The sequence below is a fragment of the Corallococcus sp. Z5C101001 genome (genome assembly GCF_007352635.1).
Classification (GTDB): Bacteria; Myxococcota; Myxococcia; order Myxococcales; family Myxococcaceae; genus Corallococcus; species Corallococcus silvisoli.
The window spans coordinates 913,543-930,041 of sequence record NZ_VKLU01000001.1 but is presented as its reverse complement, the minus strand read 5'-3'; the positions used below and the strand labels follow the sequence as shown (position 1 = coordinate 930,041).

15 protein-coding genes are annotated in these 16,499 nt (G+C 71.4%); 8 read left to right on the top strand and 7 right to left on the bottom strand.

All coding sequences use genetic code 11. The features are described from left to right. The first annotated feature begins 53 nt into the window (after positions 1-53). Entirely contained in the window at positions 54-1,064 is a 1,011-nt protein-coding gene (locus FOF48_RS03815) for a lytic transglycosylase domain-containing protein (RefSeq protein WP_143898745.1), read from the top strand. 150 nt (positions 1,065-1,214) lie between these two features. Beyond that, positions 1,215-1,730: a hypothetical protein gene (locus FOF48_RS03810; RefSeq protein ID WP_143898744.1), complete on the top strand. Its 516-nt coding sequence runs from the start codon at positions 1,215-1,217 to the stop codon at positions 1,728-1,730. A 5-nt stretch (positions 1,731-1,735) separates the two neighbouring features. Here FOF48_RS03810 and FOF48_RS03805 read toward each other — a convergent pair whose 3' ends face one another. The 3 genes from FOF48_RS03805 to FOF48_RS03795 form a co-directional block, all read right to left on the bottom strand. Beyond that, on the bottom strand, positions 1,736-2,233 hold the full coding sequence (locus FOF48_RS03805) for a hypothetical protein (protein WP_143898743.1): 498 nt from the start codon (positions 2,231-2,233) through the stop codon (positions 1,736-1,738). Between the two features lie 26 nt (positions 2,234-2,259). Next, positions 2,260-2,901 (bottom strand): DUF6585 family protein, encoded by a 642-nt coding sequence (locus FOF48_RS03800; protein ID WP_255441853.1) that lies wholly within the window; start codon positions 2,899-2,901, stop codon positions 2,260-2,262. A 246-nt stretch (positions 2,902-3,147) separates the two neighbouring features. Continuing rightward, positions 3,148-4,020 carry an acyl-CoA desaturase gene (locus tag FOF48_RS03795; RefSeq protein ID WP_255441852.1) on the bottom strand — a complete coding sequence of 291 codons (873 nt, stop codon included), beginning with the start codon at positions 4,018-4,020 and terminating at the stop codon, positions 3,148-3,150. Between the two features lie 185 nt (positions 4,021-4,205). On the opposite strand from FOF48_RS03795, the gene FOF48_RS03790 reads away from it, so the two are divergent. From FOF48_RS03790 to FOF48_RS03780, 3 genes are all read left to right on the top strand, one after another. Next, positions 4,206-5,015 carry a hypothetical protein gene (locus FOF48_RS03790; protein ID WP_143898740.1) on the top strand — a complete coding sequence of 270 codons (810 nt, stop codon included), beginning with the start codon at positions 4,206-4,208 and terminating at the stop codon, positions 5,013-5,015. Between the two features lie 162 nt (positions 5,016-5,177). Beyond that, positions 5,178-8,771 carry an annexin gene (locus tag FOF48_RS03785; RefSeq protein ID WP_143898739.1) on the top strand — a complete coding sequence of 1,198 codons (3,594 nt, stop codon included), beginning with the start codon at positions 5,178-5,180 and terminating at the stop codon, positions 8,769-8,771. After that, complete coding sequence (locus FOF48_RS03780; protein WP_143898738.1) at positions 8,768-9,397, top strand: hypothetical protein; 630 nt, start codon at positions 8,768-8,770, stop codon at positions 9,395-9,397. The genes FOF48_RS03785 and FOF48_RS03780 overlap by 4 nt, the downstream gene beginning before the upstream one ends. Positions 9,398-9,460: 63 nt before the next feature. Here the strand turns inward: FOF48_RS03780 and FOF48_RS03775 are convergent, their stop codons facing one another. The 4 genes from FOF48_RS03775 to FOF48_RS03765 all read right to left on the bottom strand — a co-directional run bounded on the left by FOF48_RS03775 (position 9,461) and on the right by FOF48_RS03765 (position 12,399). Further along, on the bottom strand, positions 9,461-10,333 hold the full coding sequence (locus FOF48_RS03775) for an NAD-dependent epimerase/dehydratase family protein (protein ID WP_143898737.1): 873 nt from the start codon (positions 10,331-10,333) through the stop codon (positions 9,461-9,463). 99 nt (positions 10,334-10,432) lie between these two features. Next, the gene (locus FOF48_RS03770) at positions 10,433-11,383 is read right to left on the bottom strand and encodes an HTTM domain-containing protein (protein WP_161663927.1); all 951 of its coding nucleotides are present in this window, start codon (positions 11,381-11,383) and stop codon (positions 10,433-10,435) included. Further along, complete coding sequence (locus tag FOF48_RS36310) at positions 11,380-11,928, bottom strand: hypothetical protein (protein ID WP_186001752.1); 549 nt, start codon at positions 11,926-11,928, stop codon at positions 11,380-11,382. The genes FOF48_RS03770 and FOF48_RS36310 overlap by 4 nt, the downstream gene beginning before the upstream one ends. A gap of 3 nt (positions 11,929-11,931) precedes the next feature. Next, positions 11,932-12,399, bottom strand: coding sequence for a hypothetical protein (locus FOF48_RS03765; protein WP_143898735.1), 468 nt, complete (start codon positions 12,397-12,399; stop codon positions 11,932-11,934). A gap of 156 nt (positions 12,400-12,555) precedes the next feature. Here FOF48_RS03765 and FOF48_RS03760 point away from each other — a divergent pair, with 156 nt between their 5' ends. From FOF48_RS03760 to FOF48_RS03750, 3 genes are all read left to right on the top strand, one after another. Next, a complete protein-coding gene (locus tag FOF48_RS03760; protein WP_143898734.1) occupies positions 12,556-13,062 on the top strand; it encodes an Mpo1-like protein in 507 nt (168 codons plus the stop codon). 424 nt (positions 13,063-13,486) lie between these two features. Beyond that, positions 13,487-13,837 carry a DUF3175 domain-containing protein gene (locus FOF48_RS03755; protein ID WP_143898733.1) on the top strand — a complete coding sequence of 117 codons (351 nt, stop codon included), beginning with the start codon at positions 13,487-13,489 and terminating at the stop codon, positions 13,835-13,837. Positions 13,838-14,122: 285 nt separating this feature from the next. Further along, positions 14,123-16,375, top strand: coding sequence for an RCC1 repeat-containing protein (locus FOF48_RS03750; protein ID WP_255441851.1), 2,253 nt, complete (start codon positions 14,123-14,125; stop codon positions 16,373-16,375). Positions 16,376-16,499: the final 124 nt, after the last annotated feature.

Genomic DNA, 16,499 nt, shown 5'->3' with positions numbered 1-16,499 from the left:
AGGGAGTCCCCGTCGCTTCACCGAACTCCCAATCCCCTTCGAGGAACACCCCCATGAGCATCTCGGCCTTCCGCAGCGCCTCCGCTCCCGCCTCCCGCATCTCCACGCAGGACAGCGCCGTGTCCCGCCCGTCGAGCTTCCAGGGCGGCGTGGGGGGTGCCTCCTCCAGCCAGAAGCCGGGCTCCCGGCTGTCCTCCCCCGGGCTGGCCGCGCTCCAGCAGGACGGCTTCGACGCCGGCTCCGGCAAGGGCCAGGAGCTGGGCAAGCTGCTCCAGGACACGCTGTCGGTGCTGAGCTCCATCGTGCAGCTGGTGGCGCAGGCGAGCGGCGCGCAGGGGCTCCAGGGCCTCACCGGCGGGCAGGACGCGCAGGGCGTCACGGGCGCAAAGGGGTGCTCGGGTTCGCAGTCCTCCGGCAGCAGCTTCACGCCGAAGGACGCGTCGGGCCGGCCTCCCGTGGACCTCAACCCCGTCGCGCAGAACACGGGCCCGATCCCGCCCCCGCTGCGCCAGGATGGCGCCAGCCCGGCGCCGTCGCAGCAGAACACCCCCAGCCCGGTGACGTCGCAGCAGGGCCCGTCCGGCGGCTCGCGCCTGGGCGGCAACCTGCCCGCGGGCCTGGAGAAGTTCCGGGGCGCCATCGAGTCCGCGGCGGCCAAGACGGGCATGCCCGCGGAGATGCTGGCCGCGCAGATCTGGCAGGAGTCGCGCGGCAACCTGGAGGCCGTCACCACCAACGGCGGCAATGGCCTGACGGACACCGGCCTGATGCAGGTGAACCCCAACACCTACCAGGAGCTGCAGGCGAAGCACCCGGAGCTCCAGGGCAAGAACCTCGCCGACCCGGAGACCAACATCCTCGCGGGCGCCTTCTACATGAAGGACATGAAGGAGCAGTTCGGCAGCGTGGACCTGGCCCTGCGCGCCTACAACTCCGGCCCGAACGGCGTGGACAAGAGCAACCCCGACGCGATCCCCGCGGGCACGGGTGACGCCACCTACGTGCAGAAGGTGAAGAGCTTCATGAACACCCTGGCCACCGGCCAGGGCACGCTGCCCGCGTAGTCCGCGCTCAGGCAAGAGGCCGTCCCGGGGAACGCAGGGCGCGTGACGCGCCTTGCGATTCCCTTTGGGGCGTCATGACGGACCGATGACACGCTGACCAGCGGGCCGTGGAGCAGCCGGTGCGCGGGGGCGTCTAGCCTGACGCTCACCATGCTCCGCTCCCCCTTGCGTCCGTCCCTGTGCGTCGCCGTCTCCTCCGCGGGCCTGCTGTTCGGGGCCTGCTCCACCACGTCCCGGCCCACCGACTCGCTCTCCGTGCGGGAGCTGAACATCGTCGATGAGAAAGGACAGGCGCGCGTGCGCATCAGCGCGCCCATGCCCGACCCCAAGGGCCTGAAGCGCGCCGTCACCGCCTACGGCATCCAGTTCATGGATGCCTCCGGCGAGGAGGTGGGCGGCCTGGGGATGATCGACTCCCTGGACATCCGCGGGCTGTGCTTCGACAGCAAGGAGGGCTACGAGGCGATGTGCATGAGCCTCATCCAGGGCCAGCCCAACATCACCTTCCGGCGTGACTGGAAGGAGCGCATCACCCTGGGCGTGGTGGATGGCGTGGCGAGCATCGTGCTCCACGACGCCCAGGGAAAGCCCCGCCTCACGCTGGAGGTGGACAAGGACGGCGGGACACGGGTCGTCGGCCTGCCCCCCGCTCCGGCCGTCCCCTAGCCCGCTCAGCGCGCGGAGGACGGGCTCTCGCCCTGGCTGTAGCTGTCACAGAGCGCCAGGTACTCGTCGCTGTTCATGGCGAGCGCGGAGACCCGCAGCTTCTTGAGGCGGGGCTTCTTGAGCGTGGTCTTGACCTGCACCAGCTTCATGATGGGGATGCCCATGTACGACTGGTGGAAGTAGACGTTCTCCTCCATGTCCGCCCAGGCGATGAGGACGCCATCCGGGAAGCGGATGCCGTCCCGGCCAATGAGCAGCACGGGCGTGTCCAGGCTCCCCAGCGGCCGGACACAGCTGAAGAACATCCAGGCAGCGCCCAGCGTGATCACCCCCGCGAACGCCAGCGCGCCGGTCTCCGTCCTCGAGCGCCAGGCGAGCGCGCCGAAGAAGGCGACCGCCAGCGACCAGATGACCGCGCCGATGATGAGCCGGGTCCGCGAGTAGTAGATGGCCTTCGGCTGCTCCACCTGCTTCTTCGCCTTGGGGGAACGGTAGACTTCCATGGGAGTGTCCGGGTGTGAAGAGGAGGTCAGCCGGCCAGCCGGTCTGACAGGTAGGCCAGCAGCACTGGCGCGTTGACGATCTTCGAGGTGTCGAACTTCCGGGTCCTGCCCTGCGCGACGATGACCAGCTCGCGCGCCGCCACGCCGTGGTCCACCTCGTCCTGGAGGCGGATGCTCTCGATGTCCTCCCAGGTCAGCAGCCGCCCCTTGTGGGTCAGCCCCGCGTCGCCCAGGGTCAGCGGGCCGAAGCGCACCTCCTGCCCGGCGGCGACCTGGAGGTGCACGCGCTCCAGCAGCCGCGACACGACCTGCCCCTGCACCTCCTGGTGCAGCTCCTCCGAGTCACCCCAGAGGCCCAGCCGCAGCCGGTAGCGTCCCCCCGCGTGGCGCAGGACGACCCGGTCGTGCGCGGGCTGTTCGACGATCTCCCGCACGTCCCGCCACCGCACCCGCGTGTCGCCGTCGCGCAGCCCCTCGTCGTCCAACGTCAGCGCGCGCGGCGCGACCATCCAGACGAAGAGGTCATCCGCCCGCCACCCAATGAGGTAGATGCCGCAGGGGGCGCCGAACAACAGGATGAAGGGCCCGAAGCGGTCATGGAACAGGGCCTGGATCACCTCCAGGGGCAGCAGGCGCACCGAGGTGGGCGCGAGAAACGCCGCCGCCACCACATAGATGAGGACCCCTCCCCCAACGAACCAATACAAAGAGTGCGTGGGAAAGTTCCGGGGGTACGAGCGCTTCAGTGCTGCCTCCAAGCGGGCCTTGGCGGAACACGTCCTATAAACAATCGCGAGGGGCTCCGCGATGTCTTTCGTCCCCACCCGGTGCGTTCTCGCCCCCTGGGAAATTCCCCCTCGCCCACCGAGACGGCGCTGGCTGGATTTGCGCGGACTCTGTTTTATCCAAAGACATCACAGCCGGGATGGTTCACCGTGAAAGCGGTGGCTTCTGACCGAGCGGACGAGCCCGACGGCCTCCATCGCGCGGAGGCTGAGCCAGCCCAGGTCGAGCTCGTGGGTCCGCAGGCCCATCCGCGCCGAACCGGCGAACGCATGGTGGTTGTTGTGAAAACCCTCCCCGAAGGAGAGCACCCCCAATAGCCAGACATTCGTGCCGCTCTCCGTCGCGCCCGGAACGGCATGCGGCCGCGAACCCCAGACATGCGCGACGTAGCCGACGAACCAGTGGCCCAGGATGCCTCCGGCGGTCCGGGCGCAAATACAGACAGCCACCGCGCCAGGCCCGCCCACCGCGAAGGTGACCGCCGCCAGCGCGAGCACGTGCAACGGCCAGGTGCGCTCCAGGAAGCGCAGCCACCGGTCCTCCATCACGTCCGGAGGCAGGCGCGACAGGGCCCGGTCATCCGCCGCATCGAAGCGCAGGTGCAGGTTCCACACGAAGTCGCGCGCCAGCGAGTGCCGGTACGCGAAGTACGGCGGGCAGTCGCGCTGGTTCTGCCAGTGGTCGCGCACGGCGTGCAGCCGCGCCCAGGACAGGGGCCCGCCCAGGCCGCTCAGGACGAAGAGGTACGCCAGGGCGCCGCGCACGACGGGGCCCGCTTCGTAGGTGCGGTGGATGACGCCCCGGTGCAACCCCACGGAGTGCCCCAGGCACAGCGTCAGGAAGGTCATCCCCAGGGACGCCGTGAGCGTCGCGGGCGTCACGGACAGGGGCCCGAGGACCCCGCCTGGAATCACCATGCTCCAGAGCCAGAGGCTCTTGAACGCATCGAACCGGACCTGACCCACTTCCAGCGGCACCGGGGTTGCTGTTTCGTTCGACATGGGGATGCGGCCTTTCGTCGTCCCGGAGGACGCTGACGGCGACCCATGACCACGGCGCATGCGTAACCGCCACGAGCCCCCCTCGCAACCCGCGCCGTGTGCCTGGATTCACAAGCCGCGCGGCGGGGCTAGACTCGCGGCCCATGCACGTCCTGCGACGCGGTCATGCACCCCATCAGCCTCTCTTGCTGCGCCCCCTGTTCGGCGGGGTGCAACGCATTGGCATGCGCTCGGAGAGCACCACCACGCTGCGCGACGCGGGCCGGACCAGGCCCGGGCCTTCGCTTCCAGGCGTCCAGATGGTGATGGTCGCGGAGGTGCTGCGGGTGCTCCCGGACGGCACCGCGCGCTACCGCTTCACGCTGGAAGAAGTGGACCTGCTCGTCGCCGCGCGCACGCCCGTGCGCGCCGTGGAGGCGGCCCGCGCGCAGCTCGCGCCCCTGCCGGGATTGAAGGGCGAGGGGCAGGTGGGCCCCCACGGCCGCTCCACCGGCTTCGAGTGGAAGCTGCCGCCGGACCTCTCCGCGCCCGTGCGCGGCCAGATGCAACAGATGGCGGACCTGCTCAAGGACCTGGGCACCTTCCTGCCCACCGAACCCGTGGGGCTCGGGGCCCGGTGGGAACAGCAGGGCGTGGGGAGCGGAGCGCTCACCGGGGCCACCACGCGCGTGGAGCTGCGCAGCCTGGAGCGCCAGTCCGTGGGCCTGCGCCTCCAATGGGAGACGCCGCGCACGCCCCAGCCGGTGCCCGCCTCGCTCCGCACCCCCAACGGCGGAGAGACGATGCACACGGAGGCCAAGGGTCACGGAGGCTGCCTGCTCGCCCTGGACCGGCTGTGGCCCGTCCAGTTGGAGTTGGACGTGGAGTCCCACGTCGCCCTGCGCGCCGGGGCCCAGGAGGCGCCCCGCCGCTTCGATGGCTTCACCACGTCCCGGCTCCGCGTCCGGGAGCTGTCGTTCACCCCACCCCGCCTGCGCGCCACGCGCACCGTGTAGGCAGACACCCACTGTAATTCCTACCCATCGGGGGCCATCCGAAACCCTGAGGTGGGTCGGTGCGATAATCTGAAAAGGATTGCACCCGGTGGCGGGGGACGCCGCGGTTCCAGGGCGCCAGCATTTGGACCCACCGAGCGCAGAAGTCTTCGGAGACAGACGATGGCGATCGACGGTCCTCGCAACAACGGCGTTCAGCGCACGCTCCCGCAGCAGCCCCAGGCCCCCGCGCCGCCTCCGCCCCCACCTCCCCCTCCCAAGCCTCCGCAGCGGGACCGCTCCTCCTTCGAGCGTCCCCAGGCCCGGACTGGCCCGTCGCTGGGCACGCCCACCCCGCCCGCGACCGCCAACACCGTCGCCGGTCCCCAGGTCGCGGCCACGCCTCCCGCGCCGGCCCCCACGCCCGCCGCGCCGTCGTATACGCAGGCCCAGGCGGACAAGGACGCCAGCGCCCTGCGCGAGGCCATGGAAGGGGGCCTCACCGGCTGGGGCACCGACGAGGACAAGCTCTTCCAGACGCTGGAGGGCAAGAGCCCGGAGCAGCTGGCGATGATCCGCCAGAGCTACCAGGACCACTACGGCAAGAACCTGGATGAGACCATCCGGGGCGAGCTGAGCGGCTCCGACTGGCAGCGCGCGGAGGGCATGCTCCAGTCCAACACCGCGAAGAGCGACGCGGTCAACCTCCAGTCGGAGATGGACAGCCTCTTCGGCACCAACGAGGACATGCTCAAGGTGCTGGAGAAGCGCGCCCCGGAGGAGCGCCACGCCATCGCCCAGCAGTTCGCGGACTTGAACGGCGGCACCGCGCCGGGCCAGACGCCCGAGGACTTCCTGCTGTCCCGCCTGGGACGCGAGATGGACGGCGCCCAGCTGGAGCGGGCCCGGAGCATGCTCGGCGCGGGACAAGCCACGAACCCCGCGGAGGCCACGGCGCTGGAGGCCCAGGCGCTCAAGGCCGGCCTGGAAGAGGACATGGCCGGCTGGGGCACCGACGAGGGCCGCCTCTTCGAGCGCCTGGAGAAGGCCACCCCCGAGCAGCGTCAGATCCTCGCGCAGGACGAGGGCCTGAAGGCGAAGCTCAAGGACGACCTGTCCACGGAGGAGTACGACCGCGCCATCGGCATGCTGCAGGGCAACCCGGCCCAGGCGGACGCGGCCCGGCTGCGCGAGGCGATGGGCGGCTTCTTCGGCGCGGACGAGAGCGGCGTGCGCGACATCCTGCAAGGCAAGACGCCCGACCAGCTCACCGCCATCAAGGCCGAGTACCAACGCCAGACGGGCCAGTCCCTGGAGGACCAGGTCCGCCAGTGGGACGGCGGCGACCGCGACGTCACGCTGCGCATGCTCAACCCGCCCGCGGCCGACGACGCGCAGGGGCAGGCGGAGGCCGCCGCGGAGAAGCTGTTCCTGGCCATGGACGGCCTGGGCACGGACGAGGACGCCATCCGCTCGGTGCTGAGCGGCAAGTCCAAGGAAGACCTCAACGCCATCTCCGCCGCCTACCAGCAGAAGTACGGCAAGGACCTGCGCTCGGAGCTGGACAGCGAGCTGGACGGCCGCGACGAGCTGGAGCTGCTCAAGCAGGACTTCGACCTGGGCGCCATCGACCCCAACGACCCCAACGCCGCGCAGGAGCGCGTGCGGCGCCTGCGCGAGGTCCAGGCCAACGAGTCGGGCCTGGGCGTCAGCCTGCTGGACGGAGTGCAGCACCTGACCAAGGGCGAGTCGGACAACGACATCCTCGACCGCAACCTGGGCCGCGCGGAGCAGTCCCTCCAGACAGGGGATACCCAGCGCGCGCAGACGTTGACGGGCTACGCCACGGAGGACGTCAAGGCGCTCCAGGCGGGCAAGGACTCGCTGGCGGAGACCACGGCCACCGTGGCCGTCGTCGCCGTCACCACCGCGGCCGTCATCGCCACGGGCGGCGCGGCCACGCCGCTGGCCATCGCCGGATACGCGGCGGCGGGGGCCACGACGCGCGCGGTGACGTACGCCGCCATCCAGGGCGACGCCGCCGGGGCGCAGGACCTGAGCCGCCAGGCGCTCATCGGCGCGGTGGAGGGCGGCACGGCGGTCATCCCCGTGGGCAAGGGCGCCAGCGCCATCACGGGCGGCACCCGCGCCGCGGCCACCACCGTCACGGAGGCCGCGGCCCGCACCGCGGTGAAGGAGACGGCGGAGAGCGGCGTGAAGACCGCCATCAAGCAGGGCATGAAGGAAGGCGCCTTCGGCGGCGCGGCCGGTGGCGCCGTCGACGCGGCCACCCAGCGCGAGACGTGGCAGGACGGCGCCCTCAAGGGCCTGGGCCGCGTGGCCACCCGCGCGGCGACGGACGGCACCGTGGGCGCCATCACGGGCGGCGCGGTCAGCGGCGGCTTCGCCAAGGGCGCGGAGCTGCTCAAGCCGCGGGAGATCCCCGTCCTGCGCAACCCGGACCTGCCGGGCAACACCACCCAGGTGCGCTACGACAACGGCCGGGTGCGCATCGAGGCGGGGCCGCACGCCACGCCCGCGGACATCGCGGCGCACCAGGAGACGGCCCGCCTGCTCCAGAAGTACGAGGGGCCCACCGGGCAGATCCGCCAGCTCAAGGACCGCGTCCAGCAGGCCCTCACGCGCACGCCGGGCTACGGCACGCAGGGCTTCGAGTCGAAGCTGGAGGTGCAGAAGCTCAAGAACATCCTGGGCGGCCTGGAGGCGGCGCAGAAGAGAATCGACGACAGCATCGCGGGCATGAGCGGCAAGCCCACCGCGGCCACCGTCGCGGAGCGCGCGGCGCTCCAGCGGGACATCGCCAACGTCGAGTTCCAGATTGAGTTCCACGCCCAGAAGCTGAACTCGCTCGCGCCGGGGACGGGCTCGGTGGCGATGCACGGCCAGACGGGCGCGGTGCCGGACTGGCCGGGCGTGGGCACGACGGTGAACAGCCAGCTGGCCGTGACGCCCCCCGCGCAGGCCCCCATGAACGCGGCGGAGCACGCCGCCATCAACAACCCGCGCGCCCCCACGGAGACGAAGGCCGAATACAAGGCCCGCGTGAGCGAGGGCCACCGCGCGTACGCCGAGCGCACCTACGACCCGAAGCTCCGCACCCAGGCCGAGCTCAACCAGGACATCAAGCCCGGGCCCTACACCCGGGAGGATCCGACCACGGGGCAGAAGGTCCCCGTCGAGACGAACCAGTACGCCAAGGTGCGCGCGGAGAAGGCCCAGGCGGAGATGCTCCGCCGGGGCGTCATCCGCGATCAGCAGCTGGCCGCGGCGTACCCGAATGGCCCCGTCCTCGACGTGGCCGCCAACGACCTGGCGCACGGCACCGCCCACAACGCGCACACGGTCGACCGGCACGGCGCCTCGGTGCCCACCTCCGTCGCGGACGCGCCGCCGGGGGCCCGCAGCATCGAGAGCCGCGTCACCACGGGCGACGGCTGGAACAAGGCGGAGCCCCTGTCGTTCCAGTGGGAGAGCGACGCGACGATGAACGCGACCCTCAACCAGTACGTCGCCGACAACTGGCCCCGCATCCGGACCGAGCTGGCCCTGGAGGGCGTCAGCGACAACCTGGACATCCCCGTCCCCACCGGGACGAAGGTGGGCAAGGGCTTCAAGGGCGTGGAGGATCCAACGACAGGCACCAGGCGGGCCGTCCCGCTGGACGCGACCCACTACAACATCCGGCTGCGCCTGCTCGACGGCACCCCGCCGCAGGTGGTGGTATTGACCGCCTTCCCCGGTAACAAGAACCCATGAACGCCGACCCCAAGGCAGCCGCCACCTTCGAACAGCTCCAGGCTCGGATGGAGGCCCTCCAGAAGGCGCCCGCGCTCGAGAAGGCGCGCACCTTCCTGAAGGCCTACTGCGCCCCCAACTCGGGGCTGGAGGAGGTGGAGGAGCAGGTCCAGCACGCGCTCGGCTTCAACAGCATCCCGCTGTGGACGGGGCTGGAGGGGCTGGAGGCCCTGCTCGCCGACAAGGCGACCCCCGCCGCGACGCTGGTGGCGCTGGTGCGCGAGGACGCGAAGCGCCAGGAGCTGCCGGCCACGGCCGACGCCGCCCGGGACTACCTGGGCAAGGTCGTGGGCCTGCTGCGCAAGCACCTGCCCACCCGGCCCGAGGGCGAGGGCGTGGTCAGCTTCAGCATCGACGACGTCTACAACCTGCGCGACCCCTCGGGGAAGCTGGAGCGGCTGCGCTGCATCGACGTGGTGGGCGTGGGGACGGAGAGCTTCGCGGTGCTCGTGCCGGAGCATGCCAGCGACGACAAGGGCCCCTTCACGGTCTACCGCTACCGCGCGGTGCTCGGGCAGCCCTTGAGCTACGAGCGCGTGACGGACGCGGGCGTCGTCGCTCGGGTGCTCAAGGCGGCCCGGAGCTGAGGTCCGGGCCGCGGTGCCGCCGCCCATCGGCCTCGGGGGCCGGTGCGCGGCGGGGGTCCTGCATCAGCGCCGCGCGTACGAGCCGGCGCGCAGGTCCTCCAGGAGGCCGGGCCCCCGGGGTGCCCAGCCCAGCAGCTTCTCCGCCTTCTGGGAGGTGAACTGCTGATCCAACGCCAGCGCGTCCGCGAACGGGCCGAACTGCTTCCGGGCCTCCTCCAGGGGCCACGCGACGGTCTTCCCGGCCACGCCAGCGGCCTCGCTCGCGGCGGCGGCGGCGTCCTTCACCTTCACCGCCGGGCCCTGCGTGGCGATGAGGACGGTGCCCGCGGGGGCCTTCTCCACGGCGCGCACGTAGAGGTCCGCCAGGTCCTCCACGAACACCACCGGCCAGTGGTTCTCACCGGTGCCCACGTAGCGGACGGCGCCACCCTCCTTCGCGGACGCGACGAGCATCGCGGGGATGCCGGTGCCGTGGCCGTAGACGACGCCCGGGCGGATGACGATGCCGCGCACGCCCGGCGTGCTCAGGGCGCGCCGCTCCACGGCCGGACGCCAGGAGACGATGGGCGTGGCGTTCAGCGGGGACTCCTCCGTGGCGACGCCGCGCGTGTCCCCGTGCACCCAGACGCCGCTCGTGTAGAGGAACGCCTTGTTCGTGCCTTGGAGCGCGTCCAGCACCGCCGCGACGGCGGGCGCGTCCACGGCCTCGCTGTTGGCCGTGGCCGTCCAGATGACCGCGTCCAGGTCCTTCACCAGGGCGGCCAGCCCCACGGTGTCCTTCAGGTCGCCCGTCACCGCCTGGACGCCCCGGGCCGCGAGCTTGCCGCGCGCCTCCTCCGAGCGCGCCAGCCCCAGCACCTGGTGGCCGGCCCGCTCGAGCGCCTCCACCACCGCCCCGCCGATGTAGCCCGTCGCACCAGTCACCAGAATCTTCATGGTCCGCCTCTCCTCCCGTTCGGGTCGCGCCCCCGCTCATGCTCCCGGGCCTCCAGCGGGTCAACCCGGAATGCGCCAGAGGTCCAGAACCTGAAACGGTCAGGCCGCCTCGGTGGTCAGGAGCGGGGCCTCCGGGTGCGACTCCGGGGGCGCGTCCTTCGCGGGCGCGGCCTCGGTCCGCCACTCCCAGGCGAACGCGGCCAGGTTGAAGGCCATCATCATCAGGGAGAAGAGCCACAGCCGCAGACAGACGGCGATGCCCGCGTGCAACGCCAGCGTGGCCAGGAGCCAGTGACGGCGCAGCCGGGGGACCCAGATCATCCCGGCGTAGCCCACCTCGATGACGAGCGTGCCCCAACACGCCAGCTGCGCGACGACCGGGTACGACGCCAGCCACGAGAAGTCGAAGACGCGGAACTGCGGCTGCATCAGCGCGCGCCAGAGGGCCTCGCCGTTCCACCACTGGGGGCCCTGCGCCTTGGCGAGGCCGGTGTCCAGGTAGATGAAGCACAGGTGCAGCTGCAACGTGCGCTGCGCCACGCGGGCCCGCGAGGACAGGCCCGTGAGGACGCGGCCCGCGCGCGCGTCCAGCGACCAGCGGCCCGCGGACGGCATGAACGCCAGATAGAAGAAGAGGACGTGGAGGATGGTGTCCACGCCGTAGAGCGACAGCGTCGCGTTCGCGGACGTGATGCCGTGCGTGACCCACGTGAGCACCGCGAAGAAGCGCGTGCGGTAGCCCACCAGCAGGCCCACGAGCCCCACCGCGTAGAGGACGAAGACGCCGTAGAGCGTGGTCATCGCGCTGACGCCCAGCGGGGCCAGCAGGATGCCCAACCGGCCCAGGCTCGGCGCCCAGTCCCCCGCGCTCATGTCGGTGATGACCCACTGGACGAGGCCGAAGTTGCCGTAGAGCGCGGGCAGGTGCGGCCAGAGGATGACCAGCTGCGTGAGGGCGATGGTCGCGACGGCCAGGCGCAGGAAGGCGAGCGCGTCGGGAGCGGCCGGCTCCAACCAGAAGCGGCGCAGGAGGGAAGGGACGCGGTTCATGGCGAGGACTCGGGGGCCGGGCCGTCGCGACGGTCGAAGGTCCCGGTGTAGTTGAGGGTCCAGTCCGGCCGCTTCCCTGCCGCCCAGGCCCGCATCGGCGGAAGCACGTAGGACTGCGTGACGACGGTGACGCGGGAAGCCTCTGGATGCACTCCCAGCATCACCGCCGCCCACGACTGGGCCAGCACATCCTGCACCTTCTGACTGGAGCGCAGGCTGGAGGCGACGATGCATTGGTAACGGAGCCCCACCTCCAGCTCCCCGGACTCCAGGGACTGGAACAGCGTGCTTCCGTCGCGCAGCTCCAGGAAGAAGCCGGTCCGCGTGTCGCTGGAGACCGCGGGCGCGAAGAAGCGGTAGTCGCTGACGACGCCGGACAGGCCCTTGTAGGTCCGCACGCCGCGGTCGAACGCGGTGTCCGAGTTCCCTCGGGAGAGGTCCGTCCAGATGAAGGCGCTCACCGCGGCCAGATGCAGCACCGCGACGCACGCCCACACGCCCGCGGGGCGCTCATCGCCCACGGGCCGGGATGGGGGGGTCCGCATGGGCTACCTCAGGAACTGGTAGCTGTTGGGAGTGATGTTCGCGAGCACGGCTTCAATGGCCAGCGCGGCGCGCTCCGACTTGGCGCCCGAGGCCGTCTGCGACGCGTTGTTGGGGTCCATCACCAGCCCCATGATGTTCGCGTCCTCGTTGAGGACGACGTTCTGGGCGCTCGCCATCCGCCGCACGTAGGCGATGGGCAGCGACCCATAGAGGCGCGACCCGTTGACGACGCCCCGGGCCGAGAACGTGGGCAGCCGGACGTAGAACGTGTCCGAGGACACCGTGCGAATCTGCGCGACGATGCTGTCCACGTCCGCCTGGGTGAAATCGTGGGTCAGCGTGCGGGTGGAAACGGACGCGAAGCTGATGGCGCTGGTCAGCGCGAGGCCGACGGTGGCGGCCGCGGCGACCTTGAAGCCCACGCCACGGAACGCGCGGCGCAGGACGCTGGGAGACAGGAGGGTTTTCATCGGGGAGTGACCTTCAGGGTGAGGGCAGCGGTGAACGGCGTGCTGCCCCTGGGTTACGCCCCGGTGCAAAATTATTCTCGGGCCCGGGGTGTCCCCCGACCGCGAACCCTCATGGGGAGAGGCATCCCGGACGCGGATGGCTTAGCCTGGGGGCCCATGAGCTTCGCCGACAAGATGCGCGTCTGGATGCCCCTGCACGAGAACGGCGTCAGCCGCGCCGTGCACTTCCTGGGGGCCTACCTCTTCACCTTCGCGCTGCTGGTCCCCCTGTGCTGGGTGCGGGTGCCCGGCCTTCCCGTCACCGCCGCGCACCTGCTGGTGGCCGCGGTGGCGCTGTACGCCGTGACGCTGGAATGGACCGCGGGCCTGCTGATGGCGGTGCCCCTGGTCCCCACGCTGCTGGCCGCCGAGGCGGTGGCGGGGCTGCCCACCGGGACGGCCGCGGGCGTGGCGGTGGGCGTCATGGTGGTTCGCTTCGCGCTGGTGGTGGGCGCGCACGTCGTCTTCGAGAAGAAGACCCACGGCCTGTCCCTGGGCGGTCCGCTGCTCTTCTTCATCGAGCCGGTGTACCTGCTCACGCTGGTGCTCTTCGGACTGGGCTTCAAGCAGGACCTGCGCGCTCGCGTGACGTCCGCGGAGCCCGGGCTGGCCGCCGGACACTGAGCGGGCGGGCGCACCGGCGGGTGACGCCGGCGCGGCAGGGCTTTGATTCCCGTCCCCCCGGGGGTCGATGCGCGATGGCCCCGAACCGGACCCGCTGAAGGGTCCGGCCGGACGCCGCGGAGCCCAGGACGCCACCCGCGGGACGGCGTGCCGGACGGGAGGCAAGCAACAGAGCGAGGCACCCCCACCACCTGGGAAGGCTCCGGCCAGCCCCATGTGACGAGGCGGCGCCCGGGGAACGCGCCAGAACCCCTCCGCGGGGGAGTGGAGCGACGCCTTGCCTGTGCATGAAGCGTCCTCACCTTTGGGACAGCACCCGAACCCCTTGGGAGGAATGAATGCCTGGCGAACAGACCGTGGAGCAGGCCCGGGAGGACCCGCGCGAGGGCAAGAGCACCCCGACCCGGGCGGGGAGGTAGCCACGATGGCCTCCGTGACGAAGAAGCCGCGCGGCCACACCGCCCCCCGGAAGCGGCCGTCCACCGCGAAGCGCTCCACGGCGAAACGGCGCTACTGGTCCGCGGAGGTGACGGCGCACAGCAACGCGATGAAGTTGGAGGACCGGGTCTTCACGCGGTCCCCGAAGCAGATCGCCCGCTCCGTGAAGCGCTCCGCCGAACGCAGTGACCGGCTCAAGGCCTCGCCCTTCCAGTCGGCCATGTCGATGCTGTCGTTCTACGGCAACCGCGCGGGGAAGAACCTCCCGGCCTCGCGCAAGCGCGCGCTCCAAGAGGCCAAGGCGGAGCTGCGCAGGCTGTACCATCGGCCGCCCTGACGCCTCCCGTGGAACGCCGACGGCGGGCGCGAGCCCCCCACGGAGCTGGCGGGACAGGGGCCCTCGCGAGGCCTCGCTCCGGTGCCCACGGAGGGAGCCGGTGTCGTCTGGCCTGAGCTGTCTGGCATTGCATGTCGTTCATCGAACACCCATGCCGTGAAATCCACACAGACCTTCCGTGAATTACGAGATGGGCACGTTTGAGCGGGGGGGGGTGTGCCTGAAGGGCCTGCTGGATGCCCGGCAACACCATCCACGAACATGGGAGACGAGATGCGTTCAAGGATGCGCCTGGAGTTGTTCCGATGGTGGGGAGCCTGGTTGTCATTGCTGCTGGGAATGGCCTGGAGCCCGGCCCTGGCGGCGGACGGCACCGTGGGGAAACAGGGGGCCGACGCGGCGTCGCGCACCGCGTTCTCCGGCCGCATCGCCGCGAACGTGAGTCACTCACTGGCCATCCGTCCGGATGGAACCGTGTGGGCCTCTGGAAACAACAGCCAGGGGGAGCTCGGAGATGGCACCCGCCTCCAGCGCGTGAACCCGGTCCAGGCCTCGGGACTGAGCAGCGTGGCGGCGGTGGCGGCCGGCCGGAACTTCTCTCTGGCCCTCCGCTCGGATGGCACGGTGTGGGCCTGGGGCAGCAACACGTACGGGCAGCTGGGCATGGGTGACACGGCGTCCCGGCTGGTACCGACCCAGATCCCGGGACTGGGGAGCGTGGTGTCTGTTTCCGCCGGAGACAACCATGCCCTGGCGGTGCGCTCGGACGGGACCGTGTGGACCTGGGGCTACAATGGCTACGGCAACCTGGGGAATGGCACCACGACGTCGCGCTCGACGCCGGGGCAGGTGCCCGGGCTCGCCAATGCGTTGATGGGGGTGACGGGCAGCTACCACTCGCTGGTGTTGCGCGCGGATGGAACGCTCTCCGCCTGGGGATGGAACCACCGCGGGCAGCTCGGGGACGGCACCCAGGTGGACCGCGCCTCTCCTGTCTCCGTCGCGGGGATGACAGGCGCCGTGTCTGTTTCGGCGGGCTCATCCCATTCGCTGGCGGTTCGTTCGGATGGCTTCGCGTGGTCCTGGGGCGACAACAGCAACGGCTCGCTGGGGACGGGTTCCTCGACGTTGGCCTTCAGCGCGGTGCCGGTGCGGATCGCTTCGCTCGACGGGGTCGTGTCGGTCTCGGCGGGCCAATCCCACTCGCTGGCGGTGCGTTCGGACGGCACGGCGTGGGCCTGGGGTGACAACTATTGGGGCCAGCTGGGTGACGACAGCCGGTCGTCCCGCAACACCCCGGTCGCGGTCCAGGGGCTGACAGGCGTGGTGGCGGTGGCCGCGGGGGTCTCCCATTCGCTGGCGGCGCGCTCGGACGGGACGCTGTGGGCGTGGGGGTACGGCGGGGGCGGCGTCCGAGGCGACGGCACGGACTACCGCCGCCCGGTGCCAGTGCCCGCGACGGGGCTGAGCGGCGTGACCCGGGTGGCGGCGGGTGACGCCCATGCGCTGGCGGTCCGCTCCGACGGCAGCGTCTGGGCCTGGGGCTCCAACCGCGCGGGCCAGTTGGGCGATGGGACCCGCTCCAACCGCAGCGCGCCTTTCGCCGTGGCGGGGATCACGAGCGCGAAGGCGGTGGCCGCGGGCGCGGGCCACTCCGTGGCGCTCCGCTCGGATGGCACGGTGTGGACGTGGGGCGCGAACGACTGGGGACAGCTGGGGGACGCCACGGCGGGAGGGCGCAATGTCCCCGCGCAGGTCCCGGGCCTGGGAGGCGTGCTGTCGGTGGCCACCGGCAGCCACCACGTGCTCGCGCTCCGCTCGGATGGCACGGTGTGGGCCTGGGGCTTCAACATCTATGGCGCCCTAGGGGACGGCTCCACCACGGCGCGCTCCGCTCCGGTGCAGGTGGTGGGCCTGACCAACGTGGTCGCCGTGGCGGCGGGGATATACCACTCGCTGGCCCTGCGCTCGGACGGCACGGTGTGGGCCTGGGGCGGTAACTTCTCCGGACAGGTGGGCGATGGCAGCACGACGCACCGCCTGACGCCCGTGCGGGTGACGGGGCTGGCGGACGTGTCGTCCCTCAGCGCCCGGGGCTTCACGTCCATGGCGGTGCGCTCCGGAGGGACGCTCTGGGGCTGGGGCGAGAACGATTACGGACAGCTCGCGGACGGCACCCAGAACTCCCACCGCGTCCCCACACAGGTCCCTGGGTGGACCGGAGGCGGCGTCGTCGCGCAGGGCAGCTATCACGGGGTGGCGGCTCGCTCGGATGGGTGGGTGTTCGCGTGGGGCACCGACGATGCCGGATCGCTGGGCACCGGGGCCCCGCCGGACGCGTACGCGTTGGCGCCCGTCACGGTGTTGGTGAACAGCCTGTCCGTCTTGACGGCGACGTCCGTTGCCGCGGGCGAGAGCTTCTCGCTGGCGCTGCGCAGCGATGGCACGGTCTGGGCCTGGGGCGTCAATTCCGACGGCCAGCTCGGCAGTGGGCGTCCCCTGACCCTCACGGTGCCGATGCGCTCCCTGCTCTACTGACACATCCCGCGGAGGCCTCCGAACGGGGGGCCTCCGCCGCCGCGCGACGGGCCCTTCGTCGCCACATTCCTCTCGGGTCCTCCATGAACACGCCCCCCACCCGCGGTTTCTCTCAGACACGGCT

What these genes read in the sequence shown, in the direction of transcription:
- FOF48_RS03815 (WP_143898745.1), top strand. Translation starts at nt 54, where the DNA reads ATGAGCATCTCGGCCTTCCGCAGCGCCTCCGCTCCCGCCTCCCGCATC.
- FOF48_RS03810 (WP_143898744.1), top strand. Translation starts at nt 1,215, where the DNA reads ATGCTCCGCTCCCCCTTGCGTCCGTCCCTGTGCGTCGCCGTCTCCTCC.
- FOF48_RS03805 (WP_143898743.1), bottom strand. Translation starts at nt 2,233, where the DNA reads ATGGAAGTCTACCGTTCCCCCAAGGCGAAGAAGCAGGTGGAGCAGCCG.
- FOF48_RS03795 (WP_255441852.1), bottom strand. Translation starts at nt 4,020, where the DNA reads ATGTCGAACGAAACAGCAACCCCGGTGCCGCTGGAAGTGGGTCAGGTC.
- FOF48_RS03785 (WP_143898739.1), top strand. Translation starts at nt 5,178, where the DNA reads ATGGCGATCGACGGTCCTCGCAACAACGGCGTTCAGCGCACGCTCCCG.
- FOF48_RS03780 (WP_143898738.1), top strand. Translation starts at nt 8,768, where the DNA reads ATGAACGCCGACCCCAAGGCAGCCGCCACCTTCGAACAGCTCCAGGCT.
- FOF48_RS03775 (WP_143898737.1), bottom strand. Translation starts at nt 10,333, where the DNA reads ATGAAGATTCTGGTGACTGGTGCGACGGGCTACATCGGCGGGGCGGTG.
- FOF48_RS03770 (WP_161663927.1), bottom strand. Translation starts at nt 11,383, where the DNA reads ATGAACCGCGTCCCTTCCCTCCTGCGCCGCTTCTGGTTGGAGCCGGCC.
- FOF48_RS36310 (WP_186001752.1), bottom strand. Translation starts at nt 11,928, where the DNA reads ATGCGGACCCCCCCATCCCGGCCCGTGGGCGATGAGCGCCCCGCGGGC.
- FOF48_RS03765 (WP_143898735.1), bottom strand. Translation starts at nt 12,399, where the DNA reads ATGAAAACCCTCCTGTCTCCCAGCGTCCTGCGCCGCGCGTTCCGTGGC.
- FOF48_RS03760 (WP_143898734.1), top strand. Translation starts at nt 12,556, where the DNA reads ATGAGCTTCGCCGACAAGATGCGCGTCTGGATGCCCCTGCACGAGAAC.
- FOF48_RS03755 (WP_143898733.1), top strand. Translation starts at nt 13,487, where the DNA reads ATGGCCTCCGTGACGAAGAAGCCGCGCGGCCACACCGCCCCCCGGAAG.
- FOF48_RS03750 (WP_255441851.1), top strand. Translation starts at nt 14,123, where the DNA reads ATGCGCCTGGAGTTGTTCCGATGGTGGGGAGCCTGGTTGTCATTGCTG.